The 14,957-nt window shown below is 72.2% G+C and carries 13 protein-coding genes and 2 pseudogenes; 6 read left to right on the forward strand and 9 right to left on the reverse strand.

Going from position 1 to position 14,957, the window contains the following annotated elements:
• Positions 1-317: 317 nt before the first annotated feature.
• Positions 318-470: pseudogene (locus AC4IHM_RS21540) on the reverse strand (LysR family transcriptional regulator); the annotation flags it as partial.
• Between AC4IHM_RS21540 and AC4IHM_RS21545 the strand changes: the two are divergent.
• Positions 470-940, forward strand: a pseudogene (locus AC4IHM_RS21545) (EamA family transporter); the annotation flags it as partial. The pseudogenes AC4IHM_RS21540 and AC4IHM_RS21545 overlap by 1 nt on opposite strands.
• Before the next feature lie 12 nt (positions 941-952).
• Here AC4IHM_RS21545 and AC4IHM_RS21550 read toward each other — a convergent pair.
• Positions 953-1,753: a sugar phosphate isomerase/epimerase family protein gene (locus AC4IHM_RS21550; protein WP_490868644.1), complete on the reverse strand. Its 801-nt coding sequence runs from the start codon at positions 1,751-1,753 to the stop codon at positions 953-955.
• Between the two features lie 145 nt (positions 1,754-1,898).
• The gene (locus tag AC4IHM_RS21555; protein ID WP_490868645.1) at positions 1,899-2,945 is read right to left on the reverse strand and encodes a LacI family DNA-binding transcriptional regulator; all 1,047 of its coding nucleotides are present in this window, start codon (positions 2,943-2,945) and stop codon (positions 1,899-1,901) included.
• Between the two features lie 208 nt (positions 2,946-3,153).
• Between AC4IHM_RS21555 and AC4IHM_RS21560 the strand changes: the two genes are divergently transcribed.
• Genes AC4IHM_RS21560 through AC4IHM_RS21570 form a run of 3 tightly spaced genes read left to right on the forward strand, consistent with a single transcriptional unit; the run spans position 3,154 to position 6,325 of the window.
• A complete protein-coding gene (locus AC4IHM_RS21560) occupies positions 3,154-4,305 on the forward strand; it encodes a Gfo/Idh/MocA family protein (RefSeq protein WP_490868646.1) in 1,152 nt (383 codons plus the stop codon).
• On the forward strand, positions 4,302-5,462 hold the full coding sequence (locus AC4IHM_RS21565) for a dihydrodipicolinate synthase family protein (RefSeq protein WP_490868647.1): 1,161 nt from the start codon (positions 4,302-4,304) through the stop codon (positions 5,460-5,462). The genes AC4IHM_RS21560 and AC4IHM_RS21565 overlap by 4 nt, the downstream gene beginning before the upstream one ends.
• A gap of 47 nt (positions 5,463-5,509) precedes the next feature.
• Positions 5,510-6,325, forward strand: a complete 816-nt coding sequence (locus tag AC4IHM_RS21570) for a sugar phosphate isomerase/epimerase family protein (RefSeq protein WP_490870893.1) — start codon at positions 5,510-5,512, stop codon at positions 6,323-6,325.
• Positions 6,326-6,490: 165 nt separating this feature from the next.
• Here AC4IHM_RS21570 and rbsD read toward each other — a convergent pair whose 3' ends face one another.
• From rbsD to AC4IHM_RS21600, 6 genes are all read right to left on the reverse strand, one after another.
• Positions 6,491-6,880: a D-ribose pyranase gene (rbsD, locus tag AC4IHM_RS21575; protein ID WP_490868648.1), complete on the reverse strand. Its 390-nt coding sequence runs from the start codon at positions 6,878-6,880 to the stop codon at positions 6,491-6,493.
• Complete coding sequence (locus tag AC4IHM_RS21580) at positions 6,877-7,779, reverse strand: ribokinase (RefSeq protein ID WP_490868649.1); 903 nt, start codon at positions 7,777-7,779, stop codon at positions 6,877-6,879. Before AC4IHM_RS21580 ends, rbsD begins: the two co-directional genes overlap by 4 nt.
• Positions 7,780-7,903: 124 nt before the next feature.
• Positions 7,904-9,862, reverse strand: a complete 1,959-nt coding sequence (locus AC4IHM_RS21585; RefSeq protein ID WP_490868650.1) for an ABC transporter permease/substrate-binding protein — start codon at positions 9,860-9,862, stop codon at positions 7,904-7,906.
• Positions 9,852-11,408 carry a sugar ABC transporter ATP-binding protein gene (locus AC4IHM_RS21590; protein WP_490868651.1) on the reverse strand — a complete coding sequence of 519 codons (1,557 nt, stop codon included), beginning with the start codon at positions 11,406-11,408 and terminating at the stop codon, positions 9,852-9,854. Before AC4IHM_RS21590 ends, AC4IHM_RS21585 begins: the two co-directional genes overlap by 11 nt.
• Positions 11,405-12,445, reverse strand: a complete 1,041-nt coding sequence (locus tag AC4IHM_RS21595) for a LacI family DNA-binding transcriptional regulator (protein ID WP_490868652.1) — start codon at positions 12,443-12,445, stop codon at positions 11,405-11,407. The genes AC4IHM_RS21590 and AC4IHM_RS21595 overlap by 4 nt, the downstream gene beginning before the upstream one ends.
• 842 nt (positions 12,446-13,287) lie before the next feature.
• The gene (locus AC4IHM_RS21600) at positions 13,288-13,716 is read right to left on the reverse strand and encodes an ATP-binding protein (protein ID WP_490868653.1); all 429 of its coding nucleotides are present in this window, start codon (positions 13,714-13,716) and stop codon (positions 13,288-13,290) included.
• A gap of 207 nt (positions 13,717-13,923) precedes the next feature.
• Here AC4IHM_RS21600 and AC4IHM_RS21605 point away from each other — a divergent pair, with 207 nt between their 5' ends.
• Entirely contained in the window at positions 13,924-14,760 is an 837-nt protein-coding gene (locus AC4IHM_RS21605) for a helix-turn-helix domain-containing protein (protein ID WP_490868654.1), read from the forward strand.
• An 8-nt stretch (positions 14,761-14,768) separates the two neighbouring features.
• On the forward strand, positions 14,769-14,957 hold the full coding sequence (locus AC4IHM_RS21610) for a DUF397 domain-containing protein (RefSeq protein WP_490868655.1): 189 nt from the start codon (positions 14,769-14,771) through the stop codon (positions 14,955-14,957).

Raw genomic sequence — 14,957 nt, forward strand, 5'->3', positions numbered from 1 at the left:
AGTTTCTGCCAGTCAAGGGAGCGCACAGGAGTCGCCGAAGCCGCGGGCGGCCGGCGGGAGGGGCCGCCGTCGGCGCAAGGGAGGGGTGTGCGCCGACGACGGCGGGCTGCCGGTCGCGGTACGGCGGAGAGGGGTGGTCGGCGATCGCGGCCGTCGGCGAGACCGACACCGCACCGCGGGGACTCTCCCGGCAACGCGCGCATTGGACGACCGCGACGGGCCGTGGGTTCCCGTACCGGCCCGGATTCCCCCAAGTCGGTGCAGAAGGGGAGCACCGGGACGGGTGTGCCGCGAACCGGCCGGTACGGAAGCGGGGTTCAGCCGGCCGCGGACGGGTCCGTGTGGGCCCGCAGGGTGCGTACCGTCTCCGCGATCGCCGGGCGGCGGGCCGCGCCCGCGCGCCACAGCGCGTACAGGCGCCGTACCGGCATCGGGTCGAGCGGCACCTCCACCACCCCGGCCGGCAGCGGGCGTGTCCAACGTCCTGACCCGCAAGGCCTCCCCGCCCGACGCGCTGAACTTCATGGTGTGGGTCTGCACCGTCCCGGTGCTCCCCCTGCTGGCCCTCTCCCTGCTGACGGAGGGCCCGGCGGAGGACCTCGCGGCCCTGCGCGGCCTGGACTGGCAGGGCACCGGCACGATCCTCTTCGTCGCCTGGATCTCGACCGTGTTCGGCTTCGGCGCCTGGGGCCGGCTGCTGCGCAGTCACCCCGCGTCCACGGTCGCGCCGTTCTCCCTGCTGGTCCCCGTCTTCGGCATGTCGTCGGCGGCGCTCTTCCTCGGCGAGCCGGTGACCGCACTGCGCTGGTGCGCGGCGGCGCTGCTGGTCGGCGGGGTGGCCCTGACGACCCTCACCCCCGCGCGGCGCGGCCCCCGGGACCGGATGCCGGACGCGATCGCGACCGACCCGGCGCCGGCGGCGTCGGCGCGGGGCGCCTGAACCCGGGGGCGCTCAGGCCGCGTCGGTGAGCAGCCGAGTGAGGTGCTCGCGCCCGCCGTCCAGCAGCTCGGGCAGCGGGGCGGCCGACTCGTACCACCGCTTCTCGTACTCCCAGCACAGCCAGCCGTCCCAGCCGTGCCGGGAGAGGACGTCCACGACCTCGGTGAGCGGCAGCACCCCGGCGCCCAGCGGCAGCGGGGTGGTGTCCTCGGCGGAGGCGATGTCCTTGACCTGGACGTAGCCGAGGTGCGGGGCGAGGGCCAGATAGCTCTCCGCGGGCTGCTCGCCGCCCAGCCAGGTGTGCATCACGTCCCACAGCGCGCCGACCCGTAGGTGCCCGACCAGACCGAGGACGCGCATCGCGTCGGCGCCGGTGCGGTGCGAGTCGTGGGTCTCAAGCAGGATGCCCACGCCCAGTTCGGCGGCGTACTCGGCGGCGGTGCCCAGCCGCCGGGCGGCCGTCGCGTCGGCGTCCTCGGCGCTCTGTCCGGTGTCGCCGCCGGGGAAGACCCGGATGTACGGGGCGCCCAGGTCGCGGGCGAGTGCGAGCAGGTCGCGGATCTCGGCGACGACCGTGTCGTCGTCGCCCGGCGCGGCGACCCGCACGTATCCGGCCAGGCTCAGCAGTTCGACGCCCGAGGCCCGGAAGGCGGCCGTCACCGCGGCCCGTTCGTCCGGGGACAGGCCCGGGTGCACCGGTTCCCCCGGATGGGCGCGCAACTCGACACCGTGGTAGCCGTGCGCGGTCGCGAGCCCCAGCACATCGCTCAGGGGCAGTCCGGGAACACCGAGAGTGGAGAACGCCAGCTTCATGACCACGGAGCGTACCCGCCACGAGGCCTCATCCAGCCCGTCCGGCGTTTGAGGGCGAGGCCGTTCAGGCCGAAGGGGGCTCTGGGGGCGCAGCCCCCAGCAAGGCCCGCCCCAGCACGGCGCACGAGTCGACCCACCCGCACCTTCAGAGCCGCGGCCCTCCGGAGGACCCCCGCACCATCAACTCCCCCCGCACCGTCGCGATCCCCCCGGGCGGCGCCTCCTCCCGCCCCATCGCGATCCGCCCGGCCCGCGCACCCGCCTCCGCGAGCGGCAGCCGCACCGTCGTCAGCGCGGGCACCGCGTCGATGCTGAAGGGCAGGTCGTCGAAGCCGGCCACGGACACGTCGTCCGGGATCCGCAGCCCGGAGTCGCGCAGCGCCGCGCACGCGCCGAGCGCCACGGTGTCGTTCGCGGCGACGACCGCCGTCAGGGAGGCGTCCCTGCGCAGGAGTTCGAGCGTCGCCTCGTAGCCGGACTGCCGGTCGTAGCGGCCGTCGACCGTCCGGCGGGGGTCCTCCTCGACACCGTGCGCGGCGAGCGCGGCGCGGTGCCCCTCCAGCCGGTGCCGGGTCGTGGTCCGCTCCTGGGGGCCCGCGATGTAGCCGAGCCGCCGGTGCCCGAGCCCGAGCAGATGCTCGGTCAGCTCCCGGCCGCCCCCGCGGTTGTCGAAGGTCAGCGCGATCGCCCCGGTGTCCGGCGCGGGCGGCCGCCCGCACAGCACCACCCGTGTCCCGGCCTCCGCCAGCCTGCGCAGCTTCGCCGCCACGGCCGCCTGGTGCGCCGGGTCCTCCATCGCCCCGCCGGTCAGCACGACCGCCGCCGCGCGCTGCCGTTGCAGCAGGGTGAGGTAGGTCAGTTCGCGCTCCGGGGCGCCGCCGGTGTTGCAGACCACGGCGAGTCTCTCGCCGCCCGCCCTGCCGCCGGGCCCCCCGATCTCGGACTGGATCGCGCCGGCCATGATGCCGAAGAAGGGGTCGGCGATGTCGTTGACGAGGATTCCGACCAGGTCGGAGGTGGCCGCCGCCAGCGCGCTCGCGGGGCCGTTGAGCACGTAGTCCAGCTCGTCGACCGCCTTGAGCACCCGGTCCCGGGTGGAGGCGGCCACCGGATAGTTCCCGTTCAGCACGCGCGACACCGTCGCGGGGGAGACCTGGGCGCGGGCCGCCACGTCCGCCAGTGTCACCGTCATGTCCTCGTCCTTTGCATCGCGCGTGTCCGAACGCCGTCCCGGGTGACCTTACGTCCACCGTCCGCCGCCGTTCGCTCCCTCGAACAACTCACCCGAATCACGGTCTTGTCCAGACCACTGTCCACAGGCTAGCTTCGTCAGATGTAGAAAGCGCTTGCTGAATGGCTCGCCCTACGGCTCGCGGCATCGCCCGTACGAAAGGACTGACGTGACACGCAAGACGGTGCGTATCGCCATGAACGGCGTGACCGGGCGCATGGGCCACCGCCAGCACCTGGTCCGCTCCCTCCTGGCCCTGCGCGAACAGGGCGGCCTCGACCTCGGCGACGGCACCGTGCTGTGGCCCGAGCCGGTCCTGCTCGGCCGCCGCGAGCACGCGCTGCGGGCGCTCGCCGAACGGCACGGCCTGGAGCACTTCTCCACCGACCTGGACGCGGTCCTCGCCGACGACGGCGTCGAGATCTACTTCGACGCCCAGGTGACCTCGGCCCGCGAGGACGCGATCAGGAAGGCGATCGCCGCGGGCAAGCACGTCTACACCGAGAAGCCCACCGCCACCGGCCTGACCGGCGCCCTGGAACTGGCCCGCCTCGCCCAGGCCAGGGGCATCAGGCACGGCGTCGTCCAGGACAAGCTCTTCCTGCCCGGCCTGCTCAAGCTCAAGCGCCTCGTCGACGGCGGCTTCTTCGGCCGGATCCTGTCCGTGCGCGGCGAGTTCGGCTACTGGGTCTTCGAGGGCGACTGGCAGGACGCCCAGCGCCCCTCCTGGAACTACCGCGCCGAGGACGGCGGCGGCATCGTCGTCGACATGTTCCCGCACTGGGAGTACGTCCTGCACGAGCTGTTCGGCCGCGTGAAGTCCGTCCAGGCCCTCACCGCCACCCACGTCCCCGGGCGCTGGGACGAGAACGGCAAGCCCTACGACGCCACCGCCGACGACGCCGCCTACGGCGTCTTCGAGCTGGAGGGCGGCGCCGTCGCGCAGATCAACTCCTCCTGGGCGGTCCGCGTCAACCGCGACGAACTCGTCGAGTTCCAGGTCGACGGCACCGAGGGCTCCGCGGTCGCGGGCCTGCGCGGCTGCCGGGTCCAGCACCGCTCGGCCACCCCCAAGCCGGTCTGGAACCCGGACGTCCCCGCCACCGAGGCCTTCCGCGACCAGTGGCAGGAGGTCCCGGACAACGGCGGGTTCGACAACGGCTTCAAGGCCCAGTGGGAGCTGTTCTTCAAACACGTCTACGCCGACGCCCCCTACCGCTGGGACCTGCTGGCCGGCGCCCGCGGCGTCCAGCTCGCCGAACTGGGCCTGCGCTCCAGCGCCGAGGGCCGCCGCCTCGACGTGCCGGAGATCGCGCCGTGACCCTCCGCCTGCCCGACGCGCACGGCACCCTGCGCGCCTACGAACCCCGCGCCGAACCCCTCGCCGTCGTCCGCGAAAACCCGGGAAGCGCTTTCACCTCGCGTACGGTCTTCTCGGCCGCGCACGTCGTCGCCGACCCGTACGCCGACACCACGCCCGACGGCCTTGCCGCCGTCGACTGGGACGCCACCCTCGCCTTCCGCCGCCACCTGTGGGCCCACGGGCTCGGCGTCGCCGAGGCGATGGACACCGCCCAGCGCGGCATGGGCCTGGACTGGACCGGAGCGGCCGAACTGATCCGCCGCTCCGCCGCCGAGGCGAGGGCGAGCGGCGGGCGCGTCGCCTGCGGCGTCGGCACCGACCAGCTCACCGGCGGCACCCTCGCCGAGGTCCGGGCGGCCTACGAGGAACAGCTCGCCCTCGTCGAGGAGTCCGGCGCCCAGGCGATCGTCATGGCCTCCCGCGCCCTGGCCGCGACCGCGCGGGGCCCCGAGGACTACCTGGAGGTCTACGGCCACCTCCTGCGCCAGGCCGCCGAACCGGTGATCCTGCACTGGCTCGGCCCCATGTTCGACCCGGCCCTGAAGGGCTACTGGGGCTCACCCGACCTCGACACGGCCACGGACACCTTCCTGGAGGTCGTCGCCGCCCACCCCGGCAAGGTCGACGGCATCAAGGTCTCGCTCCTGGACGCCGGACGCGAGATCGAGCTGCGCCGCCGCCTCCCGCGGGGCGTGCGCTGCTACACCGGCGACGACTTCCACTACCCCGAGCTGATCGCCGGCGACGAACAGGGCTTCAGCCACGCCCTGCTCGGCATCTTCGACCCGCTGGGCCCGCTCGCCGCCGAGGCGGTCCGCGTCCTGGACACCGGGGACACCGAGGGCTTCCGCGCCCTGCTCGACCCCACCGTCGCACTCTCCCGGCACCTCTTCCGGGCCCCCACCCGCTACTACAAGACCGGCGTGGTGTTCCTGGCCTGGCTCGCGGGCCACCAGAGCCACTTCGCGATGGTCGGCGGCCTCCAGTCGGCCCGCTCCCTGCCGCACCTCGCCCGCGCCTACGAACTCGCCGACGGCCTGGGCCTGTTCCCAAACCCGAAGCGGGCGCAGGAGCGCATGAGGACCCTGCTCGACCTGTACGGAGTGAACCAGTGACCGGCACCGGCCCGGACCCGGACCCGACGCGCCTCAGCATCAACCAGATGACGGTCAGACAGCTCCCGCTGCCCGAACTGACCGCCGCCTGCCGCGAACTGGGCATCGGCAACGTAGGCCTGTGGCGCGAACCCGTCCAGGCCCACGGCGTCGAGGCCGCCGCCGCACTCGTCCGCGACGCCGGTCTGAAGGTCACCACCCTGTGCCGCGGCGGCTTCCTCACCGCGATCGACGCGGACGAACGCGCGCGGGCCCTGGCCGACAACCGCCGCGCCGTCGACGAGGCCGCCACCCTCGGCACCGACACCCTCGTCCTGGTCTCGGGCGGCCTCCCGGCCGGGGACAGGGACCTGCGCGCCGCCCGGGAGCGCGTCGCGGACGCGCTGGCCGAACTGGCCCCCTACGCCGAGCGGCACGGCGTACGGCTCGCCATCGAGGCCCTGCACCCCATGTACGCCTCCGACCGCTGCGTGGTCTCCACCCTCGCCCAGGCCCTGGACCTCGCCGAACGCTTCCCGGCCCACCAGGTCGGCGTCACCGTGGACACGTACCACATCTGGTGGGACGACCGGGCGCCCGAGCAGATCGCCCGTGCCGGGGCGGGCGGCCGTATCCACGCCTTCCAGCTCGCCGACTGGACCACCCCCCTGCCCGAGGGCGTCCTCAACGGCCGCGGTCAGATCGGGGACGGGGCGATCGACATGCGGGAGTGGAGGGGGTACGTGGAGGCCGCCGGGTACACCGGCCCCATCGAGGTCGAGCTGTTCAACGAGGGGCTGTGGGCGCGCGACGGGCGGGAGGTGCTCGCCGAGACGGCGGCACGGTTCGCCGCGCACGCGGGCGGCGGGGCGCCGGAAGAATAAATCCCGGCGGTCCGTGCAACCGTTCCGCGGCCCGGCGGGTCGTACCTGGCATCGGAACACCTGTGGGGGGACCCGGGGGGGGGATTCACGGGGTTCCGACGGGGGAGACGGGGGAGGGGAAAACCGAGGGGGCCCGGTCGTCGACCGTGCCCCCTCGAAGTCCGCTCAGAAGAAGACCCCGCACCGCAGCAGCACGTTCGCGTACGGCCGGGCCTCGCCGGTGCGCACCACCAGCCGGGCCCCCGCCGCGAGTTGCTTGAGCCGCTCGTGCGGGACGAGCCCGAGCGCCGGGAAGCGCCCGTCGAGCAGCGCGGCGGCCTCCGCGTTGGCCTCCCGGACCTCCGCCGCCGCCGTCGCGCCCTCGACGACCAGCTCGGCCAGCAGACCGTCCACCACCTCCGCGAACGAGGGCACCCCGGCGCGGAAGGCCAGGTCGACCACGCGCGGCCCCTGCGGAATCGGCATGCCCGCGTCGCACACCAGCACCCCGTCCCCGTGGCCCAGTTCGGCGAGGGCGCCCGCGAGGTGGCGGTTGAGTATCCCGGCCTTCTTCACAGCGCCTCGGCCTCCGCCGCCGTCGGATACGACTCCTGCGCCCCCGCCCTGGTGACGGCCGCCGCACCCACCCGGGCCGCGTACGCCGCCGCCTCGGCCAGCGACTCACCCCTGCCGAGCCGCCAGGCGAGCGCGGCCGTGAACGCGTCACCGGCGCCCGTCGTGTCCACGGCCTCCACCCGCACGGACGGGACCCGGGCGACGCCCGCGCCCGACGCCACCAGCGCCCCCTCGGCGCCCAGCGTCACGACCACCGAGCGCGGCCCCTTGGCCAGCAGGACGCGGGCCCAGTCCTCGGGGCGCTCGCCCACGCGGGCGTCGCCGAGGATCACCTTCGCCTCGTGCTCGTTGACGATCAGCGGGTCGCAGGCCGCCAGCACCTCCTGCGGAAGGGGGCGCGGCGGCGACGGGTTCAGCACGAAGCGGCTGTCCGGCGCCAGACTCCGCACCACCTGTACGACCGTCTCCAGCGGGATCTCCAACTGGGTGGAGACCACGCGGGAGGCGTGGAAGAGACTGGCGGCGGCGGCCACGTCACCCGGTGTCAGACGGCCGTTGGCGCCCGGCGAGACCACGATGCTGTTGTCCCCCGACGGGTCCACGGTGATCAGCGCGACCCCGGTCGGGGCCCCGCCGACCAGGACGCCGACCGTGTCGACACCGGCCGCCCGCTGCGAGTCCAGCAGCAGCCGGCCGTGGCCGTCGTCGCCGACCCGGGCCAGCAGGGCCGTACGGGCGCCGAGCCGGGCGGCGGCAACCGCCTGGTTGGCGCCCTTGCCGCCCGGGTGGACGGCCAGGTCGGAGCCGAGCACCGTCTCGCCGGCGTCCGGCCGCCGCTCGACGCCGATCACGAGGTCGGCGTTGGCCGACCCCACGACCAGGAGGTCGTAGTCGTACATGAATCGCTCTCCGATCCGAGTGAACCCGGGTGAAGCCGAGTAGTCCGAGTGAGGAGGGCGGGCGGGAGGACGGCCGGTCGGTCGAGATGACCGTCCGCCCGTCCGCCCGCCCGTGCGCGCCGCGTCAGCCCTCGAAGCCGGCCACGTTCTCCTGGGTGACCACCTTCACCGGCACCTTCACCATGGTGTCCACCTTCTCGCCGTCGGCCGCGCGCAGCGCGTTCTGCACCGCGATCCTGCCCAGTTCCTTCGGCTGCTGCGCGACGGACGCGAACAATGTGCCCGTCTGCACCGCCTTCAGCCCGTCCGGAGTGCCGTCGAAGCCGACGACCTGGACCGACTTTCCGGCCTTGGAACCCAGCGCCTTGATCGCGCCGAGCGCCATCTCGTCGTTCTCCGCGAAGACGCCGTCGATGTCGGGGTGCGCCTGGAGCAGGTTCGTCATCACGTCCAGGCCCTTGGTGCGGTCGAAGTCCGCGGGCTGCTTGGCGACGACCTTGATGCCCGGGTACTTCTTCAGACCGGCGGCGAAGCCCGTCCCGCGCTCCCGGCTGGCGGAGGTGCCGGCCTGGCCCTGGAGGATGACGATCGTGCCCTTGCCGCCGAGCTTCTCGGCCAGCGCCTTCGCGCCCAGCTCACCGCCCTCGACGTTGTCGGAGGCGACCAGCGCGGCCGTCCGCGCCTTGTTGACGCCGCGGTCCACGGCGATGACGGGGATGTCGTCCTTGTTCGCCGAGCGCACCGCGGGGCCCGCGGCGTCGGAGTCCACCGGGTTGACGATGATCGAGGACAGGCCCCCGCTGGTGAAGTTCTGCAACTGGTTGGCCTGCTGGGAGGCGTCGTTCTGCGCGTCCGTGACCGTCAGGTCCACGCCCAGCTTCTTCGCCTGCTCCTGCGCGCCGTCCCGGATCTGCACGAAGAACGGGTTGTTGAGCGTGGACAGCGACAGACCGATCTTCTGGTTCCTGCCGTCCGAGCCGTTGTGCAGCAGTGAGGTGGCGCCGACGACGGCGACGGCCACGACCGCCGCGATCAGATACGTCAGGGCCTGCCTGCCCCTGCCGCCCCCGACCCCGCCTGCCCCGGCCGCGGGCGTGATCGCCCCCGCCTTGCGCCGCAGGGTGTCAAGAAGCACCGCCAGCGCGATGACGACACCGATGACGACCTGCTGCCAGAACGCGGAGACGGACAGCAGGTTGAGGCCGTTGCGCAGCACCGCCAGTATCAGCGCGCCGACCAGGGTGCCGGACGCCTTGCCGGTGCCGCCCGCCAGTGAGGCGCCGCCGATGACGACGGCGGCGATGGCGTCCAGCTCGTAGCCCTGCGCGGCCTGCGGCTGCGCGGAGGAGAGCCGGGAGGCGAGCACGATGCCCGCGGCGGCGGCGAACAGGCCGGAGAAGGCGTAGATGGCGAGCTTCTGCCGCTTCACCCGCAGACCGGACAGCCGCGCGGCCTCCTCGTTGCCGCCGATGGCGTACATGGAGCGGCCGATGTAGGTACGCCCGAGCACGAACGCGGTGATCAGACCCATCACGATCATCACGAGCACCGGCACCGGCAGCCATCCGCCGAGCGTGTCACCGAGGTGGGAGACGGAGTCGGGGAAGGCGATGGGCGAACCCTGCGAGACGACCAGCGAGAGGCCGCGCCCGACCGACAGCATGGCGAGCGTCGCGATGAACGGCGGGAGCTTCCCGTACGAGATGAGGAAGCCGTTCACCAGACCGCAGGCGATGCCCGTCGCGATCGCCAGCACCACCGCGAGCACGACCGGCATCCCGGCCTCGGTGGCGCTCCACGCCAGCACGGTGGCCGACAGGGCGGCGACCGAGCCGACCGACAGGTCGATGCCCGCGGAGACGATGACGAAGGTGACGCCGAAGGCGAGGATGGCGGTGACGGCGGCCTGGACGCCGACGTTCAGCAGGTTGTCGGTGGTCAGGAAGTCCCCGGACAGCGCCGACATGGCGATGACGAGGACGATCAGCGCGGTCAGCGCGCCGTTGTCGAGCAGCAGACGGCGCAGGCCGCCCGTCGCGCCGCCCTGGGCGCCCGGCTTGTTCTTGAGCGTGTCAGTGGCCACGGGAGGCCTCCTCTCCGGAATCTCCGGTCTCTGCTGTGGTCGCGGTGGTGGTGGGTGTGCTGACGGCGAGCGCCATCACGGCGTCCTGGGTGGCCTGTTCGGCGTCGAGTTCGCCCGCGACGCGGCCCTGGGCCATGACGATCACCCGGTCGCTCATGCCGAGCACCTCGGGCAGATCGCTGGAGATCATGAGCACGGCGGCACCGGCCGCGGTCAGTTCGTTGACGAGCTGGTAGATCTCGACCTTGGCGCCCACGTCGATGCCGCGTGTCGGCTCGTCGAGGATCAGCACCTTGGTGTCGGCCAGCAGCCACTTGCCGATGACGACCTTCTGCTGGTTGCCGCCGGACAGCGTCCGCACGTGCTGGCCGAGCCCGGCCATCCGCACCCCGAGCTGCCCGGCGATCCGCTCCGCCGCCGCGTGCTGCCCCTTGAGGTCGACGAGTCCCGCGCGGGCGGTGGAACGCAGGGTGACGAGCCCGAGGTTCTCCTCGACGGAGGCGTCGAGGACGAGCCCCTGCCCCTTGCGGTCCTCGGGCACGAGCCCGATTCCGGCCGCCATGGCGGCGTTCACGTCGTGGCCGCGCAGCGGGCTGCCCGCGACCTGCACGGACCCCCTGTCGTAGGGGTCGGCCCCGAACACGGCCCGGACGACCTCCGTGCGCCCGGCACCGACCAGGCCCGCGATGCCGACGACCTCACCGGCGCGCACCTCGAAGCCGACGTCGTGGAAGACGCCGTTCCGGGTGAGCCCCTCCACCTTGAGCAGGGCCTCACCGGCCTCGGCGCGTTCGCGCGGGTACTGCTGCTCGATCGAGCGCCCGACCATGAGCCGTACCAGTTCGTCCTCGGGCGTGCTGGCGGGCACCTGGCCGACGCTGCGGCCGTCCCTTATCACGGTGACCCGGTCGCCCAGGGCGGCGATCTCCTCCAGGTGATGGGTGATGAACACGATCCCGACGCCGTCCTCGCGCAGCCGCCGCACGATGGCGAACAGCTTCTCGACCTCCTCGGAGGTCAGTACGGCCGTCGGCTCGTCCATGATGAGCACGCGCGCGTCGAGGCTGAGCGCCTTGGCGATCTCGACCATCTGCAGCCGCGCGATGCCCAGTTCACGCACCCGGGCGCGGGGCGGGACGTTGACGCCGACCCGCTTGAGCAGCACCTCGGCGTCCGCGTCCATCTTCTTGCGGTCGATCATCCCCAGGCGGCGCGGCTGGCGCCCCAGGAAGATGTTCTCGGCGACCGTGAGATCGGGAACGAGGTTGAACTCCTGGTAGATGGTGGCGATCCCGAGGCGCTCGGAGTCCTGCGCACCATGGATGCGCACCTCCTCGCCGCCGGCCAGGATCCGCCCGGCGTCGGGCGTGTAGGCGCCGGAGAGCATCTTGATGAGAGTGCTCTTGCCCGCGCCGTTCTCACCGAGCAGCACATGCACCTCGCCCCGGCGCAGGTCGAAGTCGACGCTGTCGAGCGCGACCACACCGGGGAAGGTCTTGCGGATGCCCTCGATGCGCAGCAACTCGTCCGGATCACGGCTGCTCACGGCGTACTCCTTTGTACGGGGGACGGGGATGGGGTGTGCGGGTGCGGCGCCTCACCGCACGACCGGCGCGCCACGAGCCGCGCCGGGAGGGTGACGGACTCGCCGGGCCGACCGGCGATGCGGTCGACCAGCGCGCGTACGGCGGCCCGCCCGAGGTCGCCCGTGGGCTGGGCGATCGCGGTGACCGGCGGGTCGGTGTGCACGAACCAGGGGATGTCGTCGAACGCCGCGAGCGCGATGTCCTCGGGGACCCGCAGTCCGCGCGCGCGTACGGCGTCCAGCGCGCCGAGCGCCATCAGGTTGTCGGCGGCGAAGACGACCTCGGGCGGCTCGGGCAGGTCGAGGAAGCCCTCGGTGACCAGGCGCCCGCTGCCGGCCTGGAAGTCGCCCTGGCCGATGTAGGCGTCGGGCAGGGGGAGCCCGTACGCGCCGAGCGCCTCGCGAAAGGCGTCGACGCGCTCGCGGCCGGTCGTGGTGGCGGCGGGCCCGGCGATGATGGCGAGCCGCCGGTGCCCGAGCCCGTGCAGGTGCGCCACGAGTTCCCGTACGGCGGTTCGCCCGTCCGACCTGACCACGGGCACGTCCACGCCGGGAATCCACCGGTCGACGAAGACCATCGGCGTCCCGGCCCGCGCGGCGTCCAGCATGCGCGGGGAGCCGCCGTCGGTGGGGGAGACGAGGAGTCCGTCGATACGGCGGTCCAGCAGGGTCGTCACATGATGATCCTGGAGATCGGGCCGCTCGTCGGCGTTGCCGATGATGACGCTGTAGCCGAGCGCGCGGGCCTCCTCCTCGACGGAGCGGGCCAGCTCGGTGAAGTACGGGTTCATGACGTCGCTGATGACCAGGCCGAGGGTGCGGGTCTGGTCGGTGCGCAGCGAGCGGGCGACGGCGTTGGGCCGGTAGGCCAGCGTCTCGACGGCGGTCAGCACACGCGTGCGGGCGGCGGGGCTGACCGACGGGTGGCCGTTCAGCACGCGCGAGACCGTCGCGACGGACACGCCTGCCTCGGCGGCGACGTCCTTGATGCTTGCCATCGCCTTTCCACCTCCTCGTGGAATCGATTACACGGAGGATTGGAAACGATTACATGGGGGGATGGCAAGGGGGTGTGAGGTTGCCGAAACCTAATCGTGACCCGGGGTGGGGAGGTGGGTGAGGGGGCTGCTCGCCCGATGAGTGGCCGTGGGGCCGCCCGCTTCTTGGTCAGTGTCGTGCTTCCGCGATCCGCGTCAAGGGCGCTCCGCTGGCGCTGCGCGTCGCCTTCGGCGATGGCCCTGCGGGCCACCCTTGACCCGGCCCGCTCCAGCACGGGTGAGAAGCGTGCGGGCGGCCCGGGGGGAACGGGTGGCCAACCCGGGTTCACGATCAGCCGTCCGTTGCATCGCCCCCGGCGCGGGCGGTGCGCGTCGGCGCCTCGCATGCACGCCGCGCGGGCTAAGCGGCTAACGGTGGGCGGGGGGGTGGTCTTGAAAAGCGTGAACACTTCGGCCCGAAGTGTTCACGCTTTTCAAGGGGGGTGTCCTGGCCACTCGCGGTTGGCCGCCGAGACGGCCCGGGGTGCATGCGAGGCGCTGACGCGTCCCCCTATGCCGGGTGGCTGGGTAGCTGGCGGAAGGGGCCGTTGCAGGTTGGCCGCCCGTTCCTCCGGGCCGCCCGCTCGCTTCTTCCCCGTGCTGGAGTGATCCGGGTCAAGGGTGGCCCGCAGGGCCATCGCCGAAGGCGACGCGCAGCGCCAGCGGAGCGCCCTTGACGCGGATCGCGGAAGCACGACACTGACAAGGAAGCGGGCGGCCCCACGCCCACATCTCAATCGACCCCCACGACAACGCCCCCTAACCAACGGCCGCAACCCCGGGAAGCCTCCAGGGCAAGTGAGTTACGGAGCCGGCACCTTCAGCCCTGCCACCAGCTCACACCATACGTATTTGCCTCGGTTGCCGTGTCTGGCCAACGGATGCCACCCCCACACATCCGCACAGGCCCGCACCAGCGCCAGCCCCCGCCCCTCCTCCAACTCCTCCACCCGCCCGAACTCCACCGGCGGCTCGGGCGGTTCGGGATCCGCGTCCCACGCCCCGATCCGCAACGTTCCCGGCGGAGCCCACCGCACCCGCAGCGCGGCGGGCCCCTTCGTGTGCCGTGCGGCGTTGGAGACCAGCTCCGTCGCGAGCAGCTCGGCGACATCGACGAGCCGGATCAGACCGTGCATGGTCAGGATCAGCCGCAGGGTCCGGCGGCTGACCGTGACGGCTCGGAGATCGTTGGGGATGTAGAGGGAGTACTCCCACGGTTCGTTTTCGGACATGCGGCAACTCCGTTCGGTCAGCGGGGGAGTCAGGGGGCGGTGTCATTGCCGCAGCCGTCATGGCAGGACGAAGCGGTGCACTTCCGGCGCCCGGGTGTTTCGCACGGTGTGCGTCACGTCACTGACGGTAGACCTTAAAGTTTCGGCGGGGTAAGCCGGTCGCGTAATCTGACCCCGAACGAGGCGCGTTGAAGTGAGGAGCGACCCATGCCCACGAGGCGCGAACCCACCGCGCGGCAGCTGCGCCTGGCGGTAGAACTGCGCAGACTCCGTGAGGCGGCGGGCCTCAACGCCCGGCAGGCCGCGGCCCTGCTCGGTGTGAGCAACGTCCAGATCAGCCAGATCGAGGCAGGACTTTCAGGAGTCAGCGAACAACGACTCCGCCGCCTGGCTTCCCATTACGCCTGTGTGGACGAGGAGTTCGTAGAGGCCCTGGCAAGGATGGCGACCGAACGCGTACGGGGTTGGTGGGAGGAGTACCGGGGCCTGCTGCCCACGTCGTTCCTGGATCTCTCGGAACTGAATCACCACGCCCTGTTCCGGCGCGACGTGGCGGTTCTGTACGTGCCGGGCCTGCTCCAGACAGAGCAGTACGCCCGTGCCGTCTTCTCCGGGAGGGTCCCCGAACTGACCACTGAGGAACTGGATTTGCGAGTCCACCACCGCATGGCGTGCCAGGAGATCACCATCCCCTACGAGTTGGTGATCCATGAGGCCGCCCTGCGCATCAGAGTCGGCGACCGTGCCGCTTCCCGGGCACAGCTCACCAGGCTCCTGGAGCTTTCCGAAGCGGACAACATCACCGTGCGCGTGGTCCCGTTCGACCTGGACGGATTCGCGAGAGCCGCCAGCACCATGACGTATGTGGGCGGCCCTGTGCCCAAGTTGGACACGGTGGTGCGTGACGTACCCCATGGCTCGTCCTTCATCGACTCCGAAGCCCAGCTCAGCGCCTTTCGAACTCGCTTCCGTAAAGTAGAAGCCGCATCACTCGACCCCGAGCGCTCGTGTGACTTCATCAACCGGCTGGCGAAGGAGCTGTGAGGCACCTCATGGGCAACTGGCGTAAGTCGTCCTACTCGGGCCCTGACGACGGCAACGAGTGTGTGGAGATAGCGACCTCCCCCACCCATGTCGCCGTCCGAGACTCCAAGGCCCCGGCTCGCGCCACCCTCACCTTCTCGCAGGCGGCTTTCGGCGCTCTTGTCGAGGCGATCAAAATGAGACGAAAGGAGCTATAG

The sequence above is a fragment of the Streptomyces sp. SL06 genome (assembly GCF_058244745.1).

What these genes read in the sequence shown, in the direction of transcription:
- AC4IHM_RS21550 (WP_490868644.1), bottom strand. Translation starts at nt 1,753, where the DNA reads ATGAAGCTGGCGTTCTCCACTCTCGGTGTTCCCGGACTGCCCCTGAGC.
- AC4IHM_RS21555 (WP_490868645.1), bottom strand. Translation starts at nt 2,945, where the DNA reads ATGACGGTGACACTGGCGGACGTGGCGGCCCGCGCCCAGGTCTCCCCC.
- AC4IHM_RS21570 (WP_490870893.1), top strand. Translation starts at nt 5,510, where the DNA reads ATGACGGTCAGACAGCTCCCGCTGCCCGAACTGACCGCCGCCTGCCGC.
- AC4IHM_RS21580 (WP_490868649.1), bottom strand. Translation starts at nt 7,779, where the DNA reads ATGTACGACTACGACCTCCTGGTCGTGGGGTCGGCCAACGCCGACCTC.
- AC4IHM_RS21595 (WP_490868652.1), bottom strand. Translation starts at nt 12,445, where the DNA reads ATGGCAAGCATCAAGGACGTCGCCGCCGAGGCAGGCGTGTCCGTCGCG.
- AC4IHM_RS21600 (WP_490868653.1), bottom strand. Translation starts at nt 13,716, where the DNA reads ATGTCCGAAAACGAACCGTGGGAGTACTCCCTCTACATCCCCAACGAT.
- AC4IHM_RS21605 (WP_490868654.1), top strand. Translation starts at nt 13,924, where the DNA reads ATGCCCACGAGGCGCGAACCCACCGCGCGGCAGCTGCGCCTGGCGGTA.
- AC4IHM_RS21610 (WP_490868655.1), top strand. Translation starts at nt 14,769, where the DNA reads ATGGGCAACTGGCGTAAGTCGTCCTACTCGGGCCCTGACGACGGCAAC.